We start from the raw sequence: 16,013 nt of genomic DNA, 5'->3' as shown, positions 1-16,013 counted from the left end.
TGAGGGACGGGGCGGGCAACGTTGCGTTGCGTCATGCGCAACGGGTAGTCGGCTTGCCCTGTGCGGCGGAAACGCCGGGCGCGCTGGCGGGCTGCCATTCGTCCGGTATTGCCTGGCGCAGGAAGGCCAGCAGGGCGCTCAAGCGCCGCGGGCGAGGGCCGTAGGGGTAAAGCAGCACTACCGGCAGGGGCGGGGCGCTCCACTCCGCCAGGCAGCGTTCGAGCGTGCCGGGGTGGGCCCGCTCGCGTGCCTTGGCCATCCAGTCGGGCATGATGCCAAGCCCGTGGCCGCACGCGATGGCGTCGCCATGCAGCGCCTGCTGGTCGACGCGAAAGCGCGACTCGGGAGGCTGGAAGCCAAACTCACCCTTCTCCGGGTGATGCAGTGTCAACCCCTGCTCGGTCTCGCCGAGCAGGTCGATCCAGGCGTGCTGGGTCAGTTCGCGGGGGTGCTGTGGATGGCCGTGCCGGGTGAGGTAGTCCGGGTGGCCGTACAGGCTTCGGCTCAGCCAGCCCACCACCTCCTGGCGCAGTTCACTGCCATTGACCTCGCCCAGCCAGAGCGTCACCGCCTGGCTCGTCGCCGCCAGGGGTGGGGCCGTGCAGGTCTGCAGCGTCAAGCGCACGTCGGGGTGGTGCGCCATGAACTGCGCCAGGCGAGGAGCCAGCCAGCTGCGCGCCAGGGCGCCGTGCGTGGCTACCTGCAGCTCGCCGCTGATGTCCTGGCTCAGCTCCTCGAGCGCCTGCTGGCCTTGCTCGGCAAGCGTCAGCATCTTCGCGCAAAAGCCGTGGAACACCTGGCCGGCTTCGGTCGGCAGCAATCGGTTGGACTGGCGACGCAGCAGCGGCTGGCCAACGTGGCGCTCGAGCTGGGTGATACGCCGGCTCAGGGTTGATTTGGCCAGCCCCAGGGCAGCGGCACTGCGCGTCAGGCTGCCGGAGCGCATGACATGGTCGAAGGCGAGGATGTCATCGAGATCGTACATGGCAGTCCCTTGGCATGATGACGTTGCGCGAAAGGGAAGTGTACGGGTCTTTCTGATTAATGAAAACGATTCGCGTTGTGTTTCGTTGTCCGTAACGTTGCGCCGCCCGCAACGCGACGTTGCGTGGCAGAGGGTTATGATGCGTGTGATAATTGTTATCATTATATTTCATGCGCGGAGACAAGACATGCACACGGCATTCGGCAAGCGAACGGTACGCCTGCCCGGGCTGGCGGCGGCCATGCTTGGCCTGCTGCTGCCGCTGGCAGCCTGGGCCGAACACGGCGTGGATACCGCCTTTGGCGAAGTCACGCTTCCCGAGGCTCCAGCACGCGTCGTCACGCTCTACGAAGGCGCACTGGACACGGCCCTGGCGGCCGGCGTCGTGCCGCTGGGTGCGGTCACCACCCGGGGCGGCGACGGCGTGGCGCGCTACCTCGAGGCGCACCTGGACGAGCAGCGCCCGGCCATCGTCGGCGTAGTGCGCGAGATCAACCTGGAAGCCGTGCTGGCGCTGCAGCCGGACCTGATCCTCGCTCCGCCGCAGCTGCCCGAGGCCCAGTACCGGCTGCTCTCGCGCATCGCGCCAACGGTGGTGCCGCCGACGGAAGGGCTGCAGCCCGAAGCATGGCGCGACGAGGCGCGCCTGTTCGCCCAGGCCATGGGGCGCGAGGCGGAAATCGAGGCGATGCTCGAGCAGGTGGATGCCAGGGCCGCGGTGCTGGCCGGGCGCATCGCCGCCGACGAGGCGCCCAGCGCCGTGCTGGTGCGCTGGATGCCGCAGGGCCCCATGGTGATGTCCGCGCAGCTGTTTACCGCCGGGCTGCTGCGTGCCGCCGGCGTGGCGATCCACGATGCCGGCCTGGTCCGTGCAGGGTCTCGCACAGCGACCCCTGAGCCTCGAGAACCTGGCGCGCCTCGAAGCCGACTGGCTGTTCCTGGCCACGCTCAACGAAGAGGGCGCGACGCCCTCGAGGCGGCCAAGGCCTCGCCGGCCTTCGCGCGCCTCGACGTGGTGGCCCGTGACCAGGTGGCGGCGGTCGACGGCCAGCTGTGGAGCAGCGCCACCGGCCCGCTGGCGGCGCTGGCCATCCTCGACGAGCTCGACGCCGCGCTGTCGCCCTGATGCTTGCCGCTGGCTGCATGGACCATGCCCTGGCTCGCCGGCGCCATGCGATGCAGGCGGGGCTGCTGGCACTGCTGGCGCTGGCCTGCCTGGCCAGCCTGCTGCTGGGCGCCGGCGATGTTGGCCCGGCCCGCGCCTGGGCCGTGCTGATGGGCCGTGGCGATGCGGAGGCCCGGTTCGTGCTTGGCTCGCTGCGCCTGCCGCGCACGCTGGTCGGCCTGGTGGTGGGGCTGTCGCTGGGTGTGGCGGGAGCGCTGCTGCAGGCGGTGACGCGCAACCCGCTGGCCGAGCCCGGGCTGCTCGGGGTCAGCGCCGGTGCTTCCTTCGCCGTGGCCGTGGCGCTGGTGCTGGGCGCCACCGCCACCACGATGCGGGTCGGAGTGGCGCAGCTCGGCGCCATGGCGGGCTGCCTCTGCGTGCTCGGCGTGGCCCGGGTGAGCGGGGCCGCCAACGATCCGGTAAGGCTGGTGCTGGCCGGCGCCGCCCTGACTGGGCTGCTGCTGTCGCTCACCTCGCTGCTGCTGCTGTTCGACCAGCGCGCCGCCGACGAGATCCGCTTCTGGATCGTCGGCAGCCTGGCCGGCCGCCAGCTCGATCATCTGGCCGCGCTGCTGCCCAGCCTGCTGCTGGCCGGGGTTATCGTGCTCGCCGTGGCGCGCCCCTGGCGGCGCTGGCGCTGGGCGAGCGGGTCGCCAGCGGGTTGGGCCATCGCCCGGGGCTGATCCGGCTGCTGGTGATCGTCGCCGTGGCGCTGCTGGTTGGGGCCGCCACCGCCACGGCGGGCCCCATCGCCTTCATCGGCCTGGTGGTGCCGTTCGCTGCCCGCGCCCTGGCCGGGCCCGACATCCGCCGCACGCTGTGGCTGTGCCTGCCGCTGGGGCCGCTGATGGTGATTACCGCCGACATCCTGGCGCGCCTGCTGGTTGCGCCGTCGGAGCTCCCGCTGGGCGTGCTCACGGCGCTGTGCGGTGCGCCGGTGCTGGTCGCCGTGGTACGCGCTCGGCGTATGCCGACCCTGTAGCGGACGGGCCTCAACCGGGCAGGACGAAATGGAATCACGGCAGGGGAGAGTCATGCGCTGCAAGGCAACCATGGAACGCGAGCCATTCGGCGGCGCCGCGCGCCGCCGCCCGGCCGGTGTCGCGGCCCCGGCCGGGCACTGGCACCTGGCCTGGCGGCTGGGCGGCACGGCCTGCAGCGTGCTGCTCGACCGGCGCGCCGTCGGCGCGGCGCTGCTGCTGTGCGGCGCGCTGCTGGCGGCGTCGCTGGCCTACCTGGCCATGGGCAGCAGCGCCTTGCCGCTGCGGGCGGTGCTGCCGGCGCTGGTGGGGCAAGGCGACCTGATGGCGGTGTTCCTGGTGCAGGAGCTGCGCCTGCCGCGCCTGGCCGCCGCCTGCCTGACCGGGGCCGCCTTCGGCGTGGCGGGCTGCCTGATGCAGACCCTGGCCCGCAACCGCCTGGCCACCCCCGGCATCATCGGCATCGACAACGGCGCCACCGCCTTCGCCGTGGCCTCGGTAATCGGCCTGGGCGTTTCGCTGGCGCCACCGGCCATGGCCCTGGTAGGGGCAACCACGGCGGCCGCCCTCACCTTCGGCCTGGCCGCGGGCGGCGGCACCCGCGGCTACCGCTTCATCATCGCCGGGATCGGCGTCGGCGCGGTATTCGGCGCCATTACCCAGCTGCTGCTGGCCAAGGTGCACATCGACACCGCCAACGCCGCCTACCCCTGGACGGTGGGCTCCCTCAACGCGCGCCCGGCGGGGGCCGTCACGCTGCTGGCCGTGGGGCTGCCGCTGGGCCTGGGCGCGGCCCTGGGGCTGGGGCGTGCGCTGAGCCTGATGCGCTTCTCGGACAGCGTGGCGTCGGGCCTTGGCCTGCGGGTAGGCCAGCGGCGCTGGCAGGTGCTGGCCGTCTCGGTGCTGCTCACCGGGCTGGCGGTGGCCGTGGCCGGGCCGGTGGGGCTGGTCGGGCTGATCGGGCCCGAGATCGCCCGTTCGCTCTCCTCGCCGCGCGGGGTGCCGATCGTCGCCTCGGCGCTGGCCGGGGCGCTGGTGATGGTGCTGGCCGACCTGGCCGGCAGGGTGCTGCTCTCGCCCATCGAGATCCCGGTGGGCATCGTCACCGCCGTGGTCGGCGGCCCCTGGCTGCTGTGGATACTGCTGCGACCGGCTTCGAGGACCCTGGCATGACCCGACATGAACTCGCCACCCGCGACCTGGTGCTGCGCCATGGTCGTACCACCATCATCGATGGCCTGGCCCTGACCCTGCCGGCCGGGAAGGTCACGGCCATCGTCGGACCCAACGGCTGCGGCAAGTCGACCCTGCTGGCCGGGCTGTCGCGGCTGCACGCCCCGAGCCAGGGCGCGGTGCTGCTCGACGGCAGCGACATCCAGCAGCTGCCCGCACGCGAGCTGGCCCGGCGCCTGGCGCTGCTGCCCCAGGAGGCCATTGCCCCGGAAGGGCTGAGCGTGGCCGAGCTGGTGCGCTTCGGACGCCAGCCGCACCAGGGCTGGCTGCGCCAGTGGTCGGCGGAGGACCAGCGAGTGGTGCATGAAGCGCTGGTCGCGGCCGACGTGGAAACGCTGGCCGACCGCCCGCTCGACACCCTGTCGGGCGGGCAGCGCCAGCGCGCCTGGATCGCCATGGCCATCGCCCAGCAGACGCCGCTGCTGCTGCTCGACGAACCCACTTCGGCGCTCGACCTGGGCCACCAGATCGAGGTCTTCGAGCTAGTGCGCAGGCTGGCCGCCGATGGACGCACCGTGGTGCTGGTGCTGCACGACCTGGTCAGCGCCTGCCGCTACGCCGATCACCTGCTGGCGCTGCGCAGCGGCCGGCTGGTGGCGGCAGGGCCGCCGCGACAGGTGGTCACCGCCGAGCTGGTGCGCCAGCTCTACGATATCGACTGCACGCTGATCCACGACCCCGCCACCGGCACGCCGCTGCTGGCCAACGTGAGGCGAGCCGCGCACTGCCGCCAGGCGGGGTAGCGGCAGGTCGTAGATCCCCCTGGAATATCAACGAAGCGTGATGAACAACTTGCGATATATCGACTAAAATTCTCGCTGTTCCGGCTGTGAAGCGCCTCGTTTACCCGCCATACTGGAACGAGGCCCGCTCGAGAATCGGGCCGCAGGGAATCATTCAGGGAACCCTAGAGGTGGTCGTCATGCGCTCCTCCTACCGATCCTCCTTCGGTGTGGCTTTCTTCGTTTTGTTTTGTTTGCAGTTGTTGTTACTGGGTAGCGCACAGGCCAATCCCCGCTATGCGGCCATCGTGATCGATGTCGAAAGTGGCGATGTGCTTCACGCGGCCAATGCCGATGCGACGCGCTATCCCGCCTCGCTGACCAAGATGATGACGCTCTACATGCTGTTCGAGGCGCTCGAGAGCGGCAGCGTGCGGCTCGACCAGCCGCTGCTGGTGTCGCCCCATGCGGCCTCGATGCCGGCCTCCAAGCTGTGGCTATCGGCCGGCAGCTCGATCAAGGTCGAGGATGCGATCAAGGCGCTGGTCGTGCGCTCCGCCAACGATGTGGCCGTGGTCGTGGCCGAGGCGCTGGGTGGCACCGAGGCTGGCTTCGCACGCCAGATGACCCAGCGCGCCCGCGAGATCGGCATGCCCAGCACCGTGTTCCGCAACGCCTCGGGGCTGCCCGACAACGCGCAGGTCACCACGGCGCGCGACATGGCCACGCTATCGATCCGGGTCATGCAGGACTTCCCGCAGTACTATCACTACTTCTCCACCCAGAGCTTCACCCACCGCGGCACCACCCATACCAGCCACAACCGGCTGGTGCGCAACTATGCCGGTGCCGACGGCCTCAAGACCGGCTTCATCCGCGCCTCCGGCTTCAACGTCGCGACGTCGGCGATCCGTGACAATCGCCGCATTGTCTCGGTGGTGATGGGCGGCTTTACGGCGGCCTCGCGCGATACCCACATGGCCGACCTGCTCGATCGCGGCTTCGCCAGGCTCTCCATGCTGCAGCGGGGCGACTGGATCGCCGAGGCCGACGTGCTGGGCGACCGCATGGCGCTGCCGGAAACCCCGCCGGCCTCGGCGGCGCAGCTGGCTGCCGCTCCGGCTTCCATCGACACCCCCGAGGTCGACGCCGCGGGCCGCAGCCTCAGCTTCCAGTCGGAAATGGGCGTCGAGATGGGCTCTGCCGATGACCCGATCCGCGCCCTGATCGCCCGCGCCGACGCCGTGCAGCCGGGCGGGGGCAACTGGGCGGTGCAGGTCGGGGCGTTCAACAACCCCGACCAGGCCCGGCACCTGGCCACCCGTGCGGCCGACCAGCTCGCCAGCCTGCTGCAGCAGGTGCGCGTCTCGGTGGCCGAGGCGGAAGGCGAGCAGCGCATCTTCCGCGCCCGGCTGGTCGATCTGCAGGAGCACGATGCCCACTCCGCCTGCCGCAGCCTGCGCGCCTCGGGTATGGACTGCATGGTGGTGGCGCACTACTGACGCCTGCCACCCCGCTCCCTGCACCTCCGTTCCCACATTTCCGTCCCCACATCGCCCCGCTCATGCGGGGCGATGTCGTTGGGTAACCCGTTCAGACAAGGACCGGGGCCGGGTAGAGTGCCTGCCCGGCCGCGCTCACCTGCTCGTCACCGAGGACGATGCGCCGGTCGCAGATACGCTCGATCAACGCCGGGTCGTGGCTCACCAGCATTACGCCGCAGCGGCGTTCGCGGGCCAGCTCCACCAGCAGCGCCAGGGTTCGGCGTTGGGTGATGGGGTCGAGGCGCGAGGTCGGCTCGTCGGCGAACAGAAAGCACGGCGCCAGCAGCAGCACCCGCAGGATGGCGAAGCGCTGCAGCTCGCCGCCGGAGATCTCGCCGGGGCGGCGCTCCAGCAGGTGCTCGTCGAGCCCAAGGCGCGCCATCAGCGGGGCGATGGCGCTGCGATCCAGGCGGTGGCGGCGCACCAGGTCGTCGAGCAGGCGTGAGAGTTGCCAGTGGGGGAGAAGGCCGCCGGTGGGTCCTGATAGAGCTTCTGGAAACCGAGTGGATGCCCTGGCGCGCGCAGGATCCTGCCGCCGTCGGCGCGTGTCACGCCGAGCAGCATGTCGCCCAGCGTACTCTTGCCGCAGCCGGAAGGACCGACCACGCCGACGATCTCACCGGGGCGCACCGTGAGGGAGAGTTCACGGAACAGCTCGCGCCCGCCGCGGGTCTTGGCCAGATCGGTGGCGGTCACCACCGGCGCCTGGGTCGTTTCGCCGAGCGGTGCCGGGCGTGGCCAGCGGCTGGGCTCGGCGTTCAGCAACTCCTGGCCGTACTCGCTTTGGGGGTGAGTGAGCACTTGCTGGGCCGGTCCGCGCTCGACCACCTGTCCCTGGCGCAGAATCACCACTTCGCCGCCCAGGCGGCGGGCCACGTCGATGTCGTGGGTGATGGTGAGCAGCACGCCGCCGCCCGCGGGCGTACGCGCCAGCAGCTCGACCACGGCATCGCGGCGCGGCGCATCGAGCCCCTTGGTCGGCTCGTCGGCGATCACGATGGGCGCACCGCCGGCACTGGCGGCGGCGAAGGCGACGCGCTGCGCCATGCCGCCGGAGAGTTCGCCGGGCAGCTTGCCGCCGGCCTCGGCCAGACCCAGCTCGGCCAGATCGGCCCAGGCCGCTTGTTGGGCATGGCGTCGATCACGCCCGGCCACGTGGCGGTGGCTTTCGGCCACCTGCGATACGGCACGCATGGTCGGGTCCAGCGCGTGCCAAGGCTCCTGGGGCAGCAGCGCCAGGCGTCGGCCCCACAGGGCGCGGCGCGATTTGTCATCGGCGGCATCGAAGGTCTCGCCGTCGATGACGAGTCGCCCCCGCGCGCTCAGGCCGCGGGGCAGCGTGCCCATGATGGCCTGAGCGAGCAGACTCTTGCCCGAGCCGGTCTCGCCGAGCAGGGTCAGCCGGCTACCGGCTTCGAGTGCACAGGAGAAGGGCGCGATGGTGACGCCCTCGCCCTGAATCGTGACGTCTTCCGCCTGAAGTAAGTACGCACTCATCGTGGATCCCTTCCCGCCAGCAGGTTGAGGCTCAGCACCAGCACGAACAGCACCAGGATCGGCTGGGCCATGGCCCAGGGCGCCTCGTGGTAGTAGGGCAGCAGCTCGATCATCATCAGCCCCAGCTCGGCGGTGGGCGGGCGCAGCCCGACGCTGACGAAACCCAGCGCGGCCATGGCGAGGATGGCACTGGCGGCGCCGAAGGCGGCCAGGGTCAGCACCTGCGGCGCCAGCTCGGGCCACAGGTGGCGGCGGAACAGGTAGAACGGGCCGAAGCCGAGCAGGCGGCTTGCCTCGAGCTGGGGCGAGGCGACCAGCACTCGGGTGCGGGCCCGCACCACGCGGAAGTACTCGATCCACAGCACCAGCGAGATACCGACATAGAGCGCCCAGAAGTTGCCCGGGGCGATGGCTACCAGCAGCAGCACCAGCAGCAGGCCGGGCAGGGCCAGGAAGGCGTCGGCCATGCTGCCCAGCACGCGGTCGAGCCAGCCACCGCGCCAGCCGGCGATCACGCCGAGAATCACCCCGGCACGGCGGCGCTGGTTACGCTGAGCAGCGCCATGCCCAGCGACAGGCGCACGGCGCTGGCCAGCCGCGCCAGCAGGCTGCGCCCCAGGTGGTCGGTGCCGAGCGGCTCGGCCAGCGTCGGCAGCTGCAGAATGCGGGTGAGCTGCTGACGGGCGGGGTCGGCCTCGAACAGCCAGGGCACCAGCCAGGCGAAGGCGAGCAGCAGCGCCAGCAGCGTGGCACCGAGGCGCTGGCGGCCGTTCAGCGTCGGCAGGGCAAGGCGGCGGGAAGGCGTCAGGGTAGAGCCGTTCATGCGCTGCGCCTCCTGGGGTCGAGCCAGTGGCAGAGCAGATCCACCACGGTATTGAGGGCGACGAACATCAGCCCCATCACCAACGCGGTGCCCTGGATCATCGGCACGTCGCGAGCAACGATGGCGTGCACCAGGGCATGGCCGATGCCAGGCCAGGCGAACAGGGTCTCGACCACCACCACGCCCTCGATCAGGTAGACGAACTGCACGCCGAGGTAGGCCACCACCGGCACCGCGGCGTTGCGCAGGCCGTGGCGCAGGAAGCTCAGGCGCTCGCCCAGCCCCTTGGTGCGCGAGAAGGCGTAGTAGGCCGACTGCGATACGTCGGCCATGGCGTTGCGTGCCACCCGGCTGGAAATCGCGGCCAGCGCCAACGCCAGGGTCAGTGCCGGCAGCACGCCGTGTGCGCTGCGGCCATGGCCGGCGGCAGGCAGCCAGCCGAGGGTGACCGAGAAGATCAGGATCAGGATCAGGCCCACGGCGAAGGGCGGCAGGGCGCGCAGCACGCTGGCCGCTACTTCGCTTACGCGATCGAGCATGCCGTTGGGCTTGAGCCCGGCGAGCAGGCCCAGCGGTGGACCCAGCAGCAGCGAGAGCAGAACGGCCAGGGCGGCCAGGCCGAGCGAGTGGCCGAGCTGATGCCACAGCTCGGCCACCACCGGCTCGCCGCTGACCAGCGAGCGGCCCAGGTCGAGTTGAATCAGATCCCACAGCCAGCCGACGTAGGCGCCGAGCGCCGGCTGGTCCAGTGCCAGCTCGGCACGCACCGCCTCGGCGGCACTGGTGTTGACCATGTCGTGCCCGTAACGTCCGGCGGCGATGCGGTAGGCCATGTCGCCGGGCAGCGAACGGGTCAGTACGAAGGTCAGGGTGCCGACCATCCATGCCACCAGCCCGGCCTGGAACAGGCGCTGCAGCAGCAGGCCACCAAGGCCTGTCGTCCGGTGAGAGGTCCAGCGAGAAGCCCAGCGCGACGTCGCGCGCGCAGCCTGGTTTTCGCTCATTCTCCCCACCTCAGTTCGTCGATGCGATAGCTGCGCTCCAACGGATCGATGGAGAAGCCCTCCAGCTCGGCGTTCACCGCGGCCGTTTGCTGATACCAGGCCACGGGCACGACCGGCATCGCCTCGTTAAGCCGGCGTGCCACCTGCCCGGCCAGCTCGGCGCGAGCATCCATGTCGGCCTCCTGGCGCAGGGTGTCGAGCCAGGCCGCCACGTCCGCGTCGCGCCAGCCCATGGCGCCCCAGTCGCCGCCCATCGTTTCCGGGTCGGTGCCGAAGTCGTCGAGCAGGGTGCCGAGCGGGTCGGGCACCAGGCCGTAGTTGCGCGCCATCAGGCCCAGCTCCAGGCTGCCGTCGCGGTGCCCGGAAGGGATCTCGCTGGCGTTGCCCACGGCCACCTCCAGTGCCACGCCGATGTCGCGCCACTGATCCTGCAGCGCCGTCGCCACCAGCGGCAGCTCGGGGCGGTCGGAGAAGGTGCGCAGGGTCAGTTGGAAGGGCTCGCCGTCGCGCTCGAGCATGCCGCGGCCATTGGCCTGCCAGCCCAGCTGGGTGAGCAGCTCGCGAGCCCGTTCCACGTCCTGCGCTACGTCCGCAGCGAGGCCCCCATTGGTGTTTAAACCCAAGTGCCAGGGACCGAGACTGGCCGGGAACAGCTCGGCGGCGGCGGCTTCGGGATGGCGCAGTAGGCCAGCGGCTATGCCGACCCGGTCGACGGCCAGGCCCAGTGCCTGGCGGGCGCGCTCGTCCTCGAGGAAGGGGTGTTCGGCATTGAGCTTGAACACGATGGTGCGCGGCAGCGGCTCGGCATGCAGCGCCAGACGATCATGGCGTGCCAGCCGTGCGCGGCTGGCCGGGTCGAGGGTGAACACCACGTCGGCGTCGCCGCTCTCGGCCATCAGCGCGCGGGTTTCGCCGCGCCCCACCGCCAGATAGCTGGCGCTGCCGATGGCGGGGGCTCGCCCCAATAGCCATCGAAGCGCTCCACCGTCAGGCGCTGAGGCGGTGCGACCGATGCGACGCGATAGGGACCGGTGCCGATCATCTGGGTGGCCCGCCCCTCGTCGTCGAAGGCGCCCGCTGCGAGGATCAGCGTGGTGGAGTGGGCCAGCAGGGCCGGCAGCGGCGCGAAGGGGCTGTCGAGATGCACCACGACATGGCTGCCTTCGGCTTCGATGGCGGCGATGGGCGCCGAGTCGAGGATGCCCGGCTTGGCCAGGGCATGTCGCAGGCTGGTGGCTACCGCCTCGGCCGTCAGCGGGCTGGCGTCGTGGAAGGTCACACCCTCGCGCAGGGAGAAGCGCCAGGCCAGGCCGTCGTCGGAGGCCTGCCAGCCGCTGGCCAGCCCCGGCGCGGGTTGGCCGTCCGCATCGGTATCGACCAGGGTCTCGGCGACGCGCATGCGCGAGAACACATAGCCGGCGGTCGAGGGGTCGAGGCCGGTGATTTCCCAGGGCGCGACGACGGCCAGGGGCGGTCGGCAGATGCCGCGAAGGGCAGCAGGGCCAGGCCGAGCAGGAGTGAGCGAAAGCGCAGGGTCATGTCAGTCTTCCTTGAAAGGAAACGCCAGGGGCAGGTGTAGGACGATTCGGCCGGGTGCGTCAGCCCGGGTCCAGCGCGAGGAGCAGGCGGCGTTCGCCCGCAGCCGGCTGGGGGCTGCGGTGGACCAGGCCGCGCTCCTCGTTACCGACCCAGCCACAGCCCTTGAGCAGGGCCAGATCGCCCACGGCGAGCTGTCGAATGGCATCGGGATCGGCGACGATCTCGGGCTTGTCGGGATGGGGAGCGCCCAGCCCGGCGCGGTTGACGGCGTGCTCAGGCAGCCATTCGCTGGCTGGGCCGGCATAGGTGGTCACCAGGCGTACCGCCAGGTTGTCGACGTGGAATCGGGGGCACATGGCACCTTCCAGGGTGCGCAGGCGAATGCCGATGGTCGCGGTGTCGAACAGGAAGGCCATCGCTTCGGCGATGGTGGCGACGTCGTCGAGCAGGGCTGCGCCGGCGTCGAGAGCCGGCAGGCGCCGGGCGAGATCGGACTGCATGGCCTGGCCGGGGGCGCCACGCCAGTACCATTCCAGGCTGCGTGGCCCTGCCAGCTGCGCACGCACGGCCAGCGCCAGGGCCGGGTCCAGGCGGCGCTCCATCACGGCCAGGGTGATCTCATCCTCGAAGATGCGGGGAAGCACCTCGATATCCTGTCCGAACGCCCAATGTTGCGATATGTCGCGGCTTGGATGGGTCAGCACGGCACCTCCTTGATGAAACTCTATAACATATCATTCGACTTGGAAAAACGTCCTCTCAAGGCCGATGCGCAGGGTCGCAGTGGGGCCTCCAGGTCGCAATCGTTTTGTTATAACATAGCATTCTGGCCTTGGCGATGACGTGCTGGCGCCCCGGGCATTCTGTTCTCGACCTTTCCTGTGTTCGATGCGCCATTCTGGGGCATGGCACTTGCCGCCATGCACCGCACCCGTTAGGTTGGTAATCACCAAGCCCGCCGCCCATCCTGGTCGGCGGGGTGGTCTTTTTGGCCGCACGGGAGGGGTCATGTCGCCGTCACTGAAGGGCATTCTGTTCATGTGTGCCGGGGTGCTCTGCCTGGCCATCGGTGATGCCATCGCCAAGTGGTTGGGCGAGGTGCATTCGCCGCTGCAGATCATCTTCTTCCGCACCCTGGTCTCGCTGCCGCTGATCGCGCTGCTGGCCCACTACGGCGGCGGCCTGCGCACGCTGCGCACCCGTCGCCCCGGCGTGCACCTGATGCGCGGGCTGATCTACACCGGCACCATGTTCTGCTTCGTGCTCGGCCTGACCCTGCTGCCGCTGGCCGAGGCCACGGCCATCGCCTTCGTGGCGCCGCTGTTCGTCACCCTGCTGTCGGTGCCGCTGCTGGGGAGCGGATCGATCCGCCGGTGCTGGCGGCATCGCTGCTCGGCTTCGTGGGGGTGCTGATCGTGGTGCGCCCGGGGGCGACGCCTTCCAGTTCGGCTCGCTGGTGCTGATCGGGGCGGCGGTGTTCTACGCCTTGATGATGATCACCGCCAGGCGCTACGGCGCCACCGAGCACCTGTGGGCGATGGTTTTCTACATGACCCTGGTGCCGCTGGTGCTGGCGGCCGTGGCGCTGCCCTTTGTCTGGCAGACCCCGCACCCCTGGCACTGGCCCGGCTTCCTGGCGTCGGGGCCTTCGGCGTGGGCGCCACGGCCTGCATCACCCTGGCCTTTCGCTTCGCCCCGGCGGCCATTGCCGCACCCTTCGACTATTCCGCCATGCTGTGGGCGGTGCTGCTGGGCTGGTGGTTCTGGGGCGAGATTCCCGATGCCTGGGTGTTTATCGGCAGCGTCCTGATCATCGGCAGCGGTCTGGCGATCGCCTACCACGACCGCCGGACGACGCTGAAGCGCCGCCCGACGTCCTGATCAGGCCTGGGTGCGATTCAGCCGCCGGCGCCGCCAGTGGCGCACCACCAGGCCATGCTTGGGCGCGGCGAGCAGGGCGGCGAGGAACATGCCCGACGCCACCAGTACGATGGCGCCGCCCGAGGCGACGTCGAGCGACACCGAGAGCATCAGGCCCGCCACGGCGGAGAACACCCCGACCCCGGCCGAGATCGCCAGCATGACGGGGAAGCGGTCGGTGAGCAGGTGGGCCGTGGCGCCCGGCGTGATCAGCATCGCCACCACCAGGATGATGCCCACGGTCTCGAGGCTGGCGACGATGGTCAGCGTCAGCAGCAGGATCAGCCCGTAGTGGATGACGCCGGTGTTGAAGCCCAGCGCCTGGGCCTGCTGCGGGTCGAAGGTGTAGAGCAGCAGCGGGCGGTAGGCGAACCAGATCGCCAGCAGCGCCACCAGGCTGGCCACCAGGGTCAGCAGCAGCGCGGAGGTCTGCACCCCCAGCACGTTGCCGAACAGGATGTGCATCAGGTGGGTGCTGGTGGCGATCTTGCTGATGATCACGATCCCTAGCGCGAACGCGGCGGTGAACATCAGGCCCATGGCGGCGTCGGCCTTGATCCGCGTGTGGCGCTCCAGCGCGCCGATGCCCAGCGACGTCAGCGCCCCGGTGATGAAGGCGCCGATGAAGAACGGCCAGCCCAGCAGGTAGGCGATGGCCACCCCGGGCAGCACCGCATGGGAGATGGCGTCGCCCAGCAACGACCAGCGCTTGAGCACGACATAGCAAGAGAGCAGCCCGCAGATCGCCCCCACCAGCACCGAGGTGAGCAGCGCGCGCTGCATGAAGCGGTAGTCGAAGGGAGCGGCGAGGCTCTCGGGCAGCAGCTGGATACCCAGCATCAGCAGTCCCGTCAGGGCGTCGATCACGCCCAGGCCGAAGGTCTCAAGCGGCGACACTCACGCCTCCTTGCTGAAAGCCGGGGAGCTTCCCACCGCCAGGCGGGCCAGCATGGCATCGCTGAGCATCGCCTCCGGTGGGCCCATGCCGACCAGGCGGCGGTTGATCAGCAGCACGTTGTCGGCATGGCAACGGGCGCTGGGCAAGTCGTGGGTGACCATGATGATGGTGCGCCCGGCGTTGCGCTCGCGCTCGAGCGTGGCCAGGATCAGCGCCTCGCTGGGTGGGTCGACGCCGGCTAGGGGCTCGTCGAGCAGCAGAATCCGCGCCTGCTGGGCCAGTGCGCGTGCCAGCAGCACGCGTTTCTTCTGGCCGCCGGAGAGTTCGCCGATGGGCCGCGCGGCCAGGTCGGCCATGTCGACCGCGTCGAGCGCGGCCTCTGCCGCCTGGTAGTGGCGGGCGCTGGCCCAGCGCTGCGGCAGCATGCGCTGCCATAGCGGGTCATGCCGCATCAGGCCGTAGCGGCCGGTCAGCACGGTGTCGCGAACCGAAATGGGGAAATCCCACTCCATGCGCTCCTGCTGGGCCATATACGCGATGTTGCCGGCGCGGCGCTGCGAAGGTGCACTTTGGCCCAGCACCTCGAGCTCGCCGCGCAGCGGTGCAAGGCTGCCGATCACCAGGTTGAGCAGACTCGATTTGCCCGCGCCGTTGGGGCCGATGATGGCGGTCCACTGGCGCTGGGGCAGCGTCAGGGTCAGGTTCTCCAGCACGGGCTGCTGGTGGTAGGCCGCATAGAGCTGCCGAGCTTGCAGGGCCGGCGTGGCGTCATCCATTGTCGCCTCCCAGGTGGTCGATCAACAGTTGCACGTTATGGCGCAGCAGGTCGGCGTAGCTGGCGGCGGCACCGCCCGGCTCGCTGAGGGAGTCGACGTAGAGCGGGCCGGCAATGGCCACCTCGGTCTCGGTGGCCACGCTGCGCACGTGGCGGTCGGAAATGGTGCTTTCCCAGAAGATGGCGGCCGGCTGGCGGGCCCTGATCGTGTCGACGATGCGCATGATCTGCCGCGGCGAACCCTCCTCCTCGGCGTTGGTGCCCCAGATGCCGTCGTGCTCGAAGCCGAAGGCGTCGGCGAAGTAGACGAAGGCCGCTTCGCTGGTGATCAGCAGGCGCTGCGATTCGGGGAGTACCGCGAGGGCTTCGGTCAGCTCTTCATGCAGGGCCAGCAGCGTTTCGCTGAGCGCTTCGGCGCGTGCCTGGTAGCCCTCGGCGGCGTCGGGCCTTGCCTCGGCAAGCGTGTCGGCGATCACGCCTACGTATGCCGCCGCGGCGCGTGGGTCCATCCACATGTGCGGGTCGACCTCGCCGGCGTATTCGCCGGTGGCGATCGGCTGGGTGACGAAGCCGCTCTGCTCGGCGAGCGCCACCACCGGCACGTCCTCACCCACGGTGGCGTTGACCTGGCCGATCCACTGCTCCAGGCCGTAGCCGTTGTAGAACACCACCTCGGCCTCTTCGAGGGCGAAGAAGTTGCTGGGGATCAGCTCCCATTCGTGCACTTCCGCCCCCACCGGAGTCAGCACCTCCACCTGGGCATCGTCGCCGGCGACTTCCCGCACCAGGTCGCCGAGCACCGAAAAGGTCACCGCTACCTTGAGCGGAGGGGCTTCGGCCTGGCTCAGGGTGGACCAGGTCACGGCAAGGACACCCAGCAGCAATCCTTTTGGCACCGGCATCGATGACTCCTTGGCAAACGGTATGA

Annotated in this window: 13 protein-coding genes and 4 pseudogenes; 6 read left to right on the top strand and 11 right to left on the bottom strand. The window is 70.2% G+C overall.

Features of this window, described 5'->3' with window-relative positions:
* Positions 1-31 precede the first annotated feature (31 nt).
* Positions 32-985 (bottom strand): LysR family transcriptional regulator, encoded by a 954-nt coding sequence (locus ACUDAL_RS15040; protein WP_444678681.1) that lies wholly within the window; start codon positions 983-985, stop codon positions 32-34.
* Between the two features lie 187 nt (positions 986-1,172).
* Here ACUDAL_RS15040 and ACUDAL_RS15035 point away from each other — a divergent pair, with 187 nt between their 5' ends.
* The 5 genes and pseudogenes from ACUDAL_RS15035 to ACUDAL_RS15015 all read left to right on the top strand — a co-directional run bounded on the left by ACUDAL_RS15035 (position 1,173) and on the right by ACUDAL_RS15015 (position 6,587).
* Positions 1,173-2,111 carry an ABC transporter substrate-binding protein gene (locus ACUDAL_RS15035; RefSeq protein WP_444678680.1) on the top strand — a complete coding sequence of 313 codons (939 nt, stop codon included), beginning with the start codon at positions 1,173-1,175 and terminating at the stop codon, positions 2,109-2,111.
* Between the two features lie 50 nt (positions 2,112-2,161).
* Positions 2,162-3,132 (top strand): annotated as a pseudogene (locus tag ACUDAL_RS15030) (FecCD family ABC transporter permease).
* 70 nt (positions 3,133-3,202) lie between these two features.
* A complete protein-coding gene (locus ACUDAL_RS15025; RefSeq protein ID WP_444679404.1) occupies positions 3,203-4,303 on the top strand; it encodes a FecCD family ABC transporter permease in 1,101 nt (366 codons plus the stop codon).
* Complete coding sequence (locus tag ACUDAL_RS15020) at positions 4,300-5,106, top strand: ABC transporter ATP-binding protein (RefSeq protein ID WP_444678679.1); 807 nt, start codon at positions 4,300-4,302, stop codon at positions 5,104-5,106. Before ACUDAL_RS15025 ends, ACUDAL_RS15020 begins: the two co-directional genes overlap by 4 nt.
* A 287-nt stretch (positions 5,107-5,393) precedes the next feature.
* A complete protein-coding gene (locus ACUDAL_RS15015) occupies positions 5,394-6,587 on the top strand; it encodes a D-alanyl-D-alanine carboxypeptidase (RefSeq protein ID WP_444678678.1) in 1,194 nt (397 codons plus the stop codon).
* Between the two features lie 91 nt (positions 6,588-6,678).
* On the opposite strand, the gene ACUDAL_RS15010 is transcribed toward ACUDAL_RS15015, so the two are convergent.
* The 7 genes and pseudogenes from ACUDAL_RS15010 to ACUDAL_RS14980 all read right to left on the bottom strand — a co-directional run bounded on the left by ACUDAL_RS15010 (position 6,679) and on the right by ACUDAL_RS14980 (position 12,196).
* Positions 6,679-7,218: an ATP-binding cassette domain-containing protein gene (locus tag ACUDAL_RS15010; protein WP_444679403.1), complete on the bottom strand. Its 540-nt coding sequence runs from the start codon at positions 7,216-7,218 to the stop codon at positions 6,679-6,681.
* Positions 7,191-8,126 (bottom strand): annotated as a pseudogene (locus ACUDAL_RS15005) (ATP-binding cassette domain-containing protein); the annotation flags it as partial. The pseudogene ACUDAL_RS15005 and the gene ACUDAL_RS15010, both read right to left, overlap by 28 nt.
* Positions 8,123-8,653 (bottom strand): ABC transporter permease subunit, encoded by a 531-nt coding sequence (locus ACUDAL_RS15000; protein WP_444678677.1) that lies wholly within the window; start codon positions 8,651-8,653, stop codon positions 8,123-8,125. The pseudogene ACUDAL_RS15005 and the gene ACUDAL_RS15000, both read right to left, overlap by 4 nt.
* On the bottom strand, positions 8,650-8,949 hold the full coding sequence (locus ACUDAL_RS14995; RefSeq protein WP_444678676.1) for a hypothetical protein: 300 nt from the start codon (positions 8,947-8,949) through the stop codon (positions 8,650-8,652). The genes ACUDAL_RS15000 and ACUDAL_RS14995 overlap by 4 nt, the downstream gene beginning before the upstream one ends.
* Positions 8,946-9,953 (bottom strand): ABC transporter permease, encoded by a 1,008-nt coding sequence (locus ACUDAL_RS14990; RefSeq protein ID WP_444678675.1) that lies wholly within the window; start codon positions 9,951-9,953, stop codon positions 8,946-8,948. Before ACUDAL_RS14990 ends, ACUDAL_RS14995 begins: the two co-directional genes overlap by 4 nt.
* Positions 9,950-11,352 (bottom strand): annotated as a pseudogene (locus ACUDAL_RS14985) (ABC transporter substrate-binding protein). Before ACUDAL_RS14985 ends, ACUDAL_RS14990 begins: the two are co-directional and overlap by 4 nt.
* Before the next feature lie 199 nt (positions 11,353-11,551).
* Positions 11,552-12,196 carry a DUF1826 domain-containing protein gene (locus ACUDAL_RS14980; RefSeq protein WP_444678674.1) on the bottom strand — a complete coding sequence of 215 codons (645 nt, stop codon included), beginning with the start codon at positions 12,194-12,196 and terminating at the stop codon, positions 11,552-11,554.
* Between the two features lie 304 nt (positions 12,197-12,500).
* On the opposite strand from ACUDAL_RS14980, the pseudogene ACUDAL_RS14975 reads away from it, so the two are divergent.
* Positions 12,501-13,373, top strand: a pseudogene (locus tag ACUDAL_RS14975) (DMT family transporter).
* Here the strand turns inward: ACUDAL_RS14975 and ACUDAL_RS14970 are convergent.
* The 3 genes from ACUDAL_RS14970 to ACUDAL_RS14960 are packed head-to-tail and all read right to left on the bottom strand — an operon-like array spanning position 13,374 to position 15,987.
* Positions 13,374-14,252, bottom strand: a complete 879-nt coding sequence (locus ACUDAL_RS14970) for a metal ABC transporter permease (protein WP_444679402.1) — start codon at positions 14,250-14,252, stop codon at positions 13,374-13,376.
* Between the two features lie 57 nt (positions 14,253-14,309).
* Positions 14,310-15,086, bottom strand: coding sequence for a metal ABC transporter ATP-binding protein (locus ACUDAL_RS14965; RefSeq protein ID WP_444678673.1), 777 nt, complete (start codon positions 15,084-15,086; stop codon positions 14,310-14,312).
* Positions 15,079-15,987, bottom strand: coding sequence for a metal ABC transporter solute-binding protein, Zn/Mn family (locus ACUDAL_RS14960; RefSeq protein ID WP_444678672.1), 909 nt, complete (start codon positions 15,985-15,987; stop codon positions 15,079-15,081). The genes ACUDAL_RS14965 and ACUDAL_RS14960 overlap by 8 nt, the downstream gene beginning before the upstream one ends.
* Positions 15,988-16,013 lie beyond the last annotated feature (26 nt).

The sequence above is a fragment of the Halomonas sp. E19 genome (genome assembly GCF_052439355.1).
Classification (GTDB): domain Bacteria; phylum Pseudomonadota; class Gammaproteobacteria; order Pseudomonadales; family Halomonadaceae; genus Halomonas.
The sequence above is the reverse complement of the archived record's forward strand: the minus strand, read 5'-3'. Positions and strand labels throughout refer to the sequence as shown.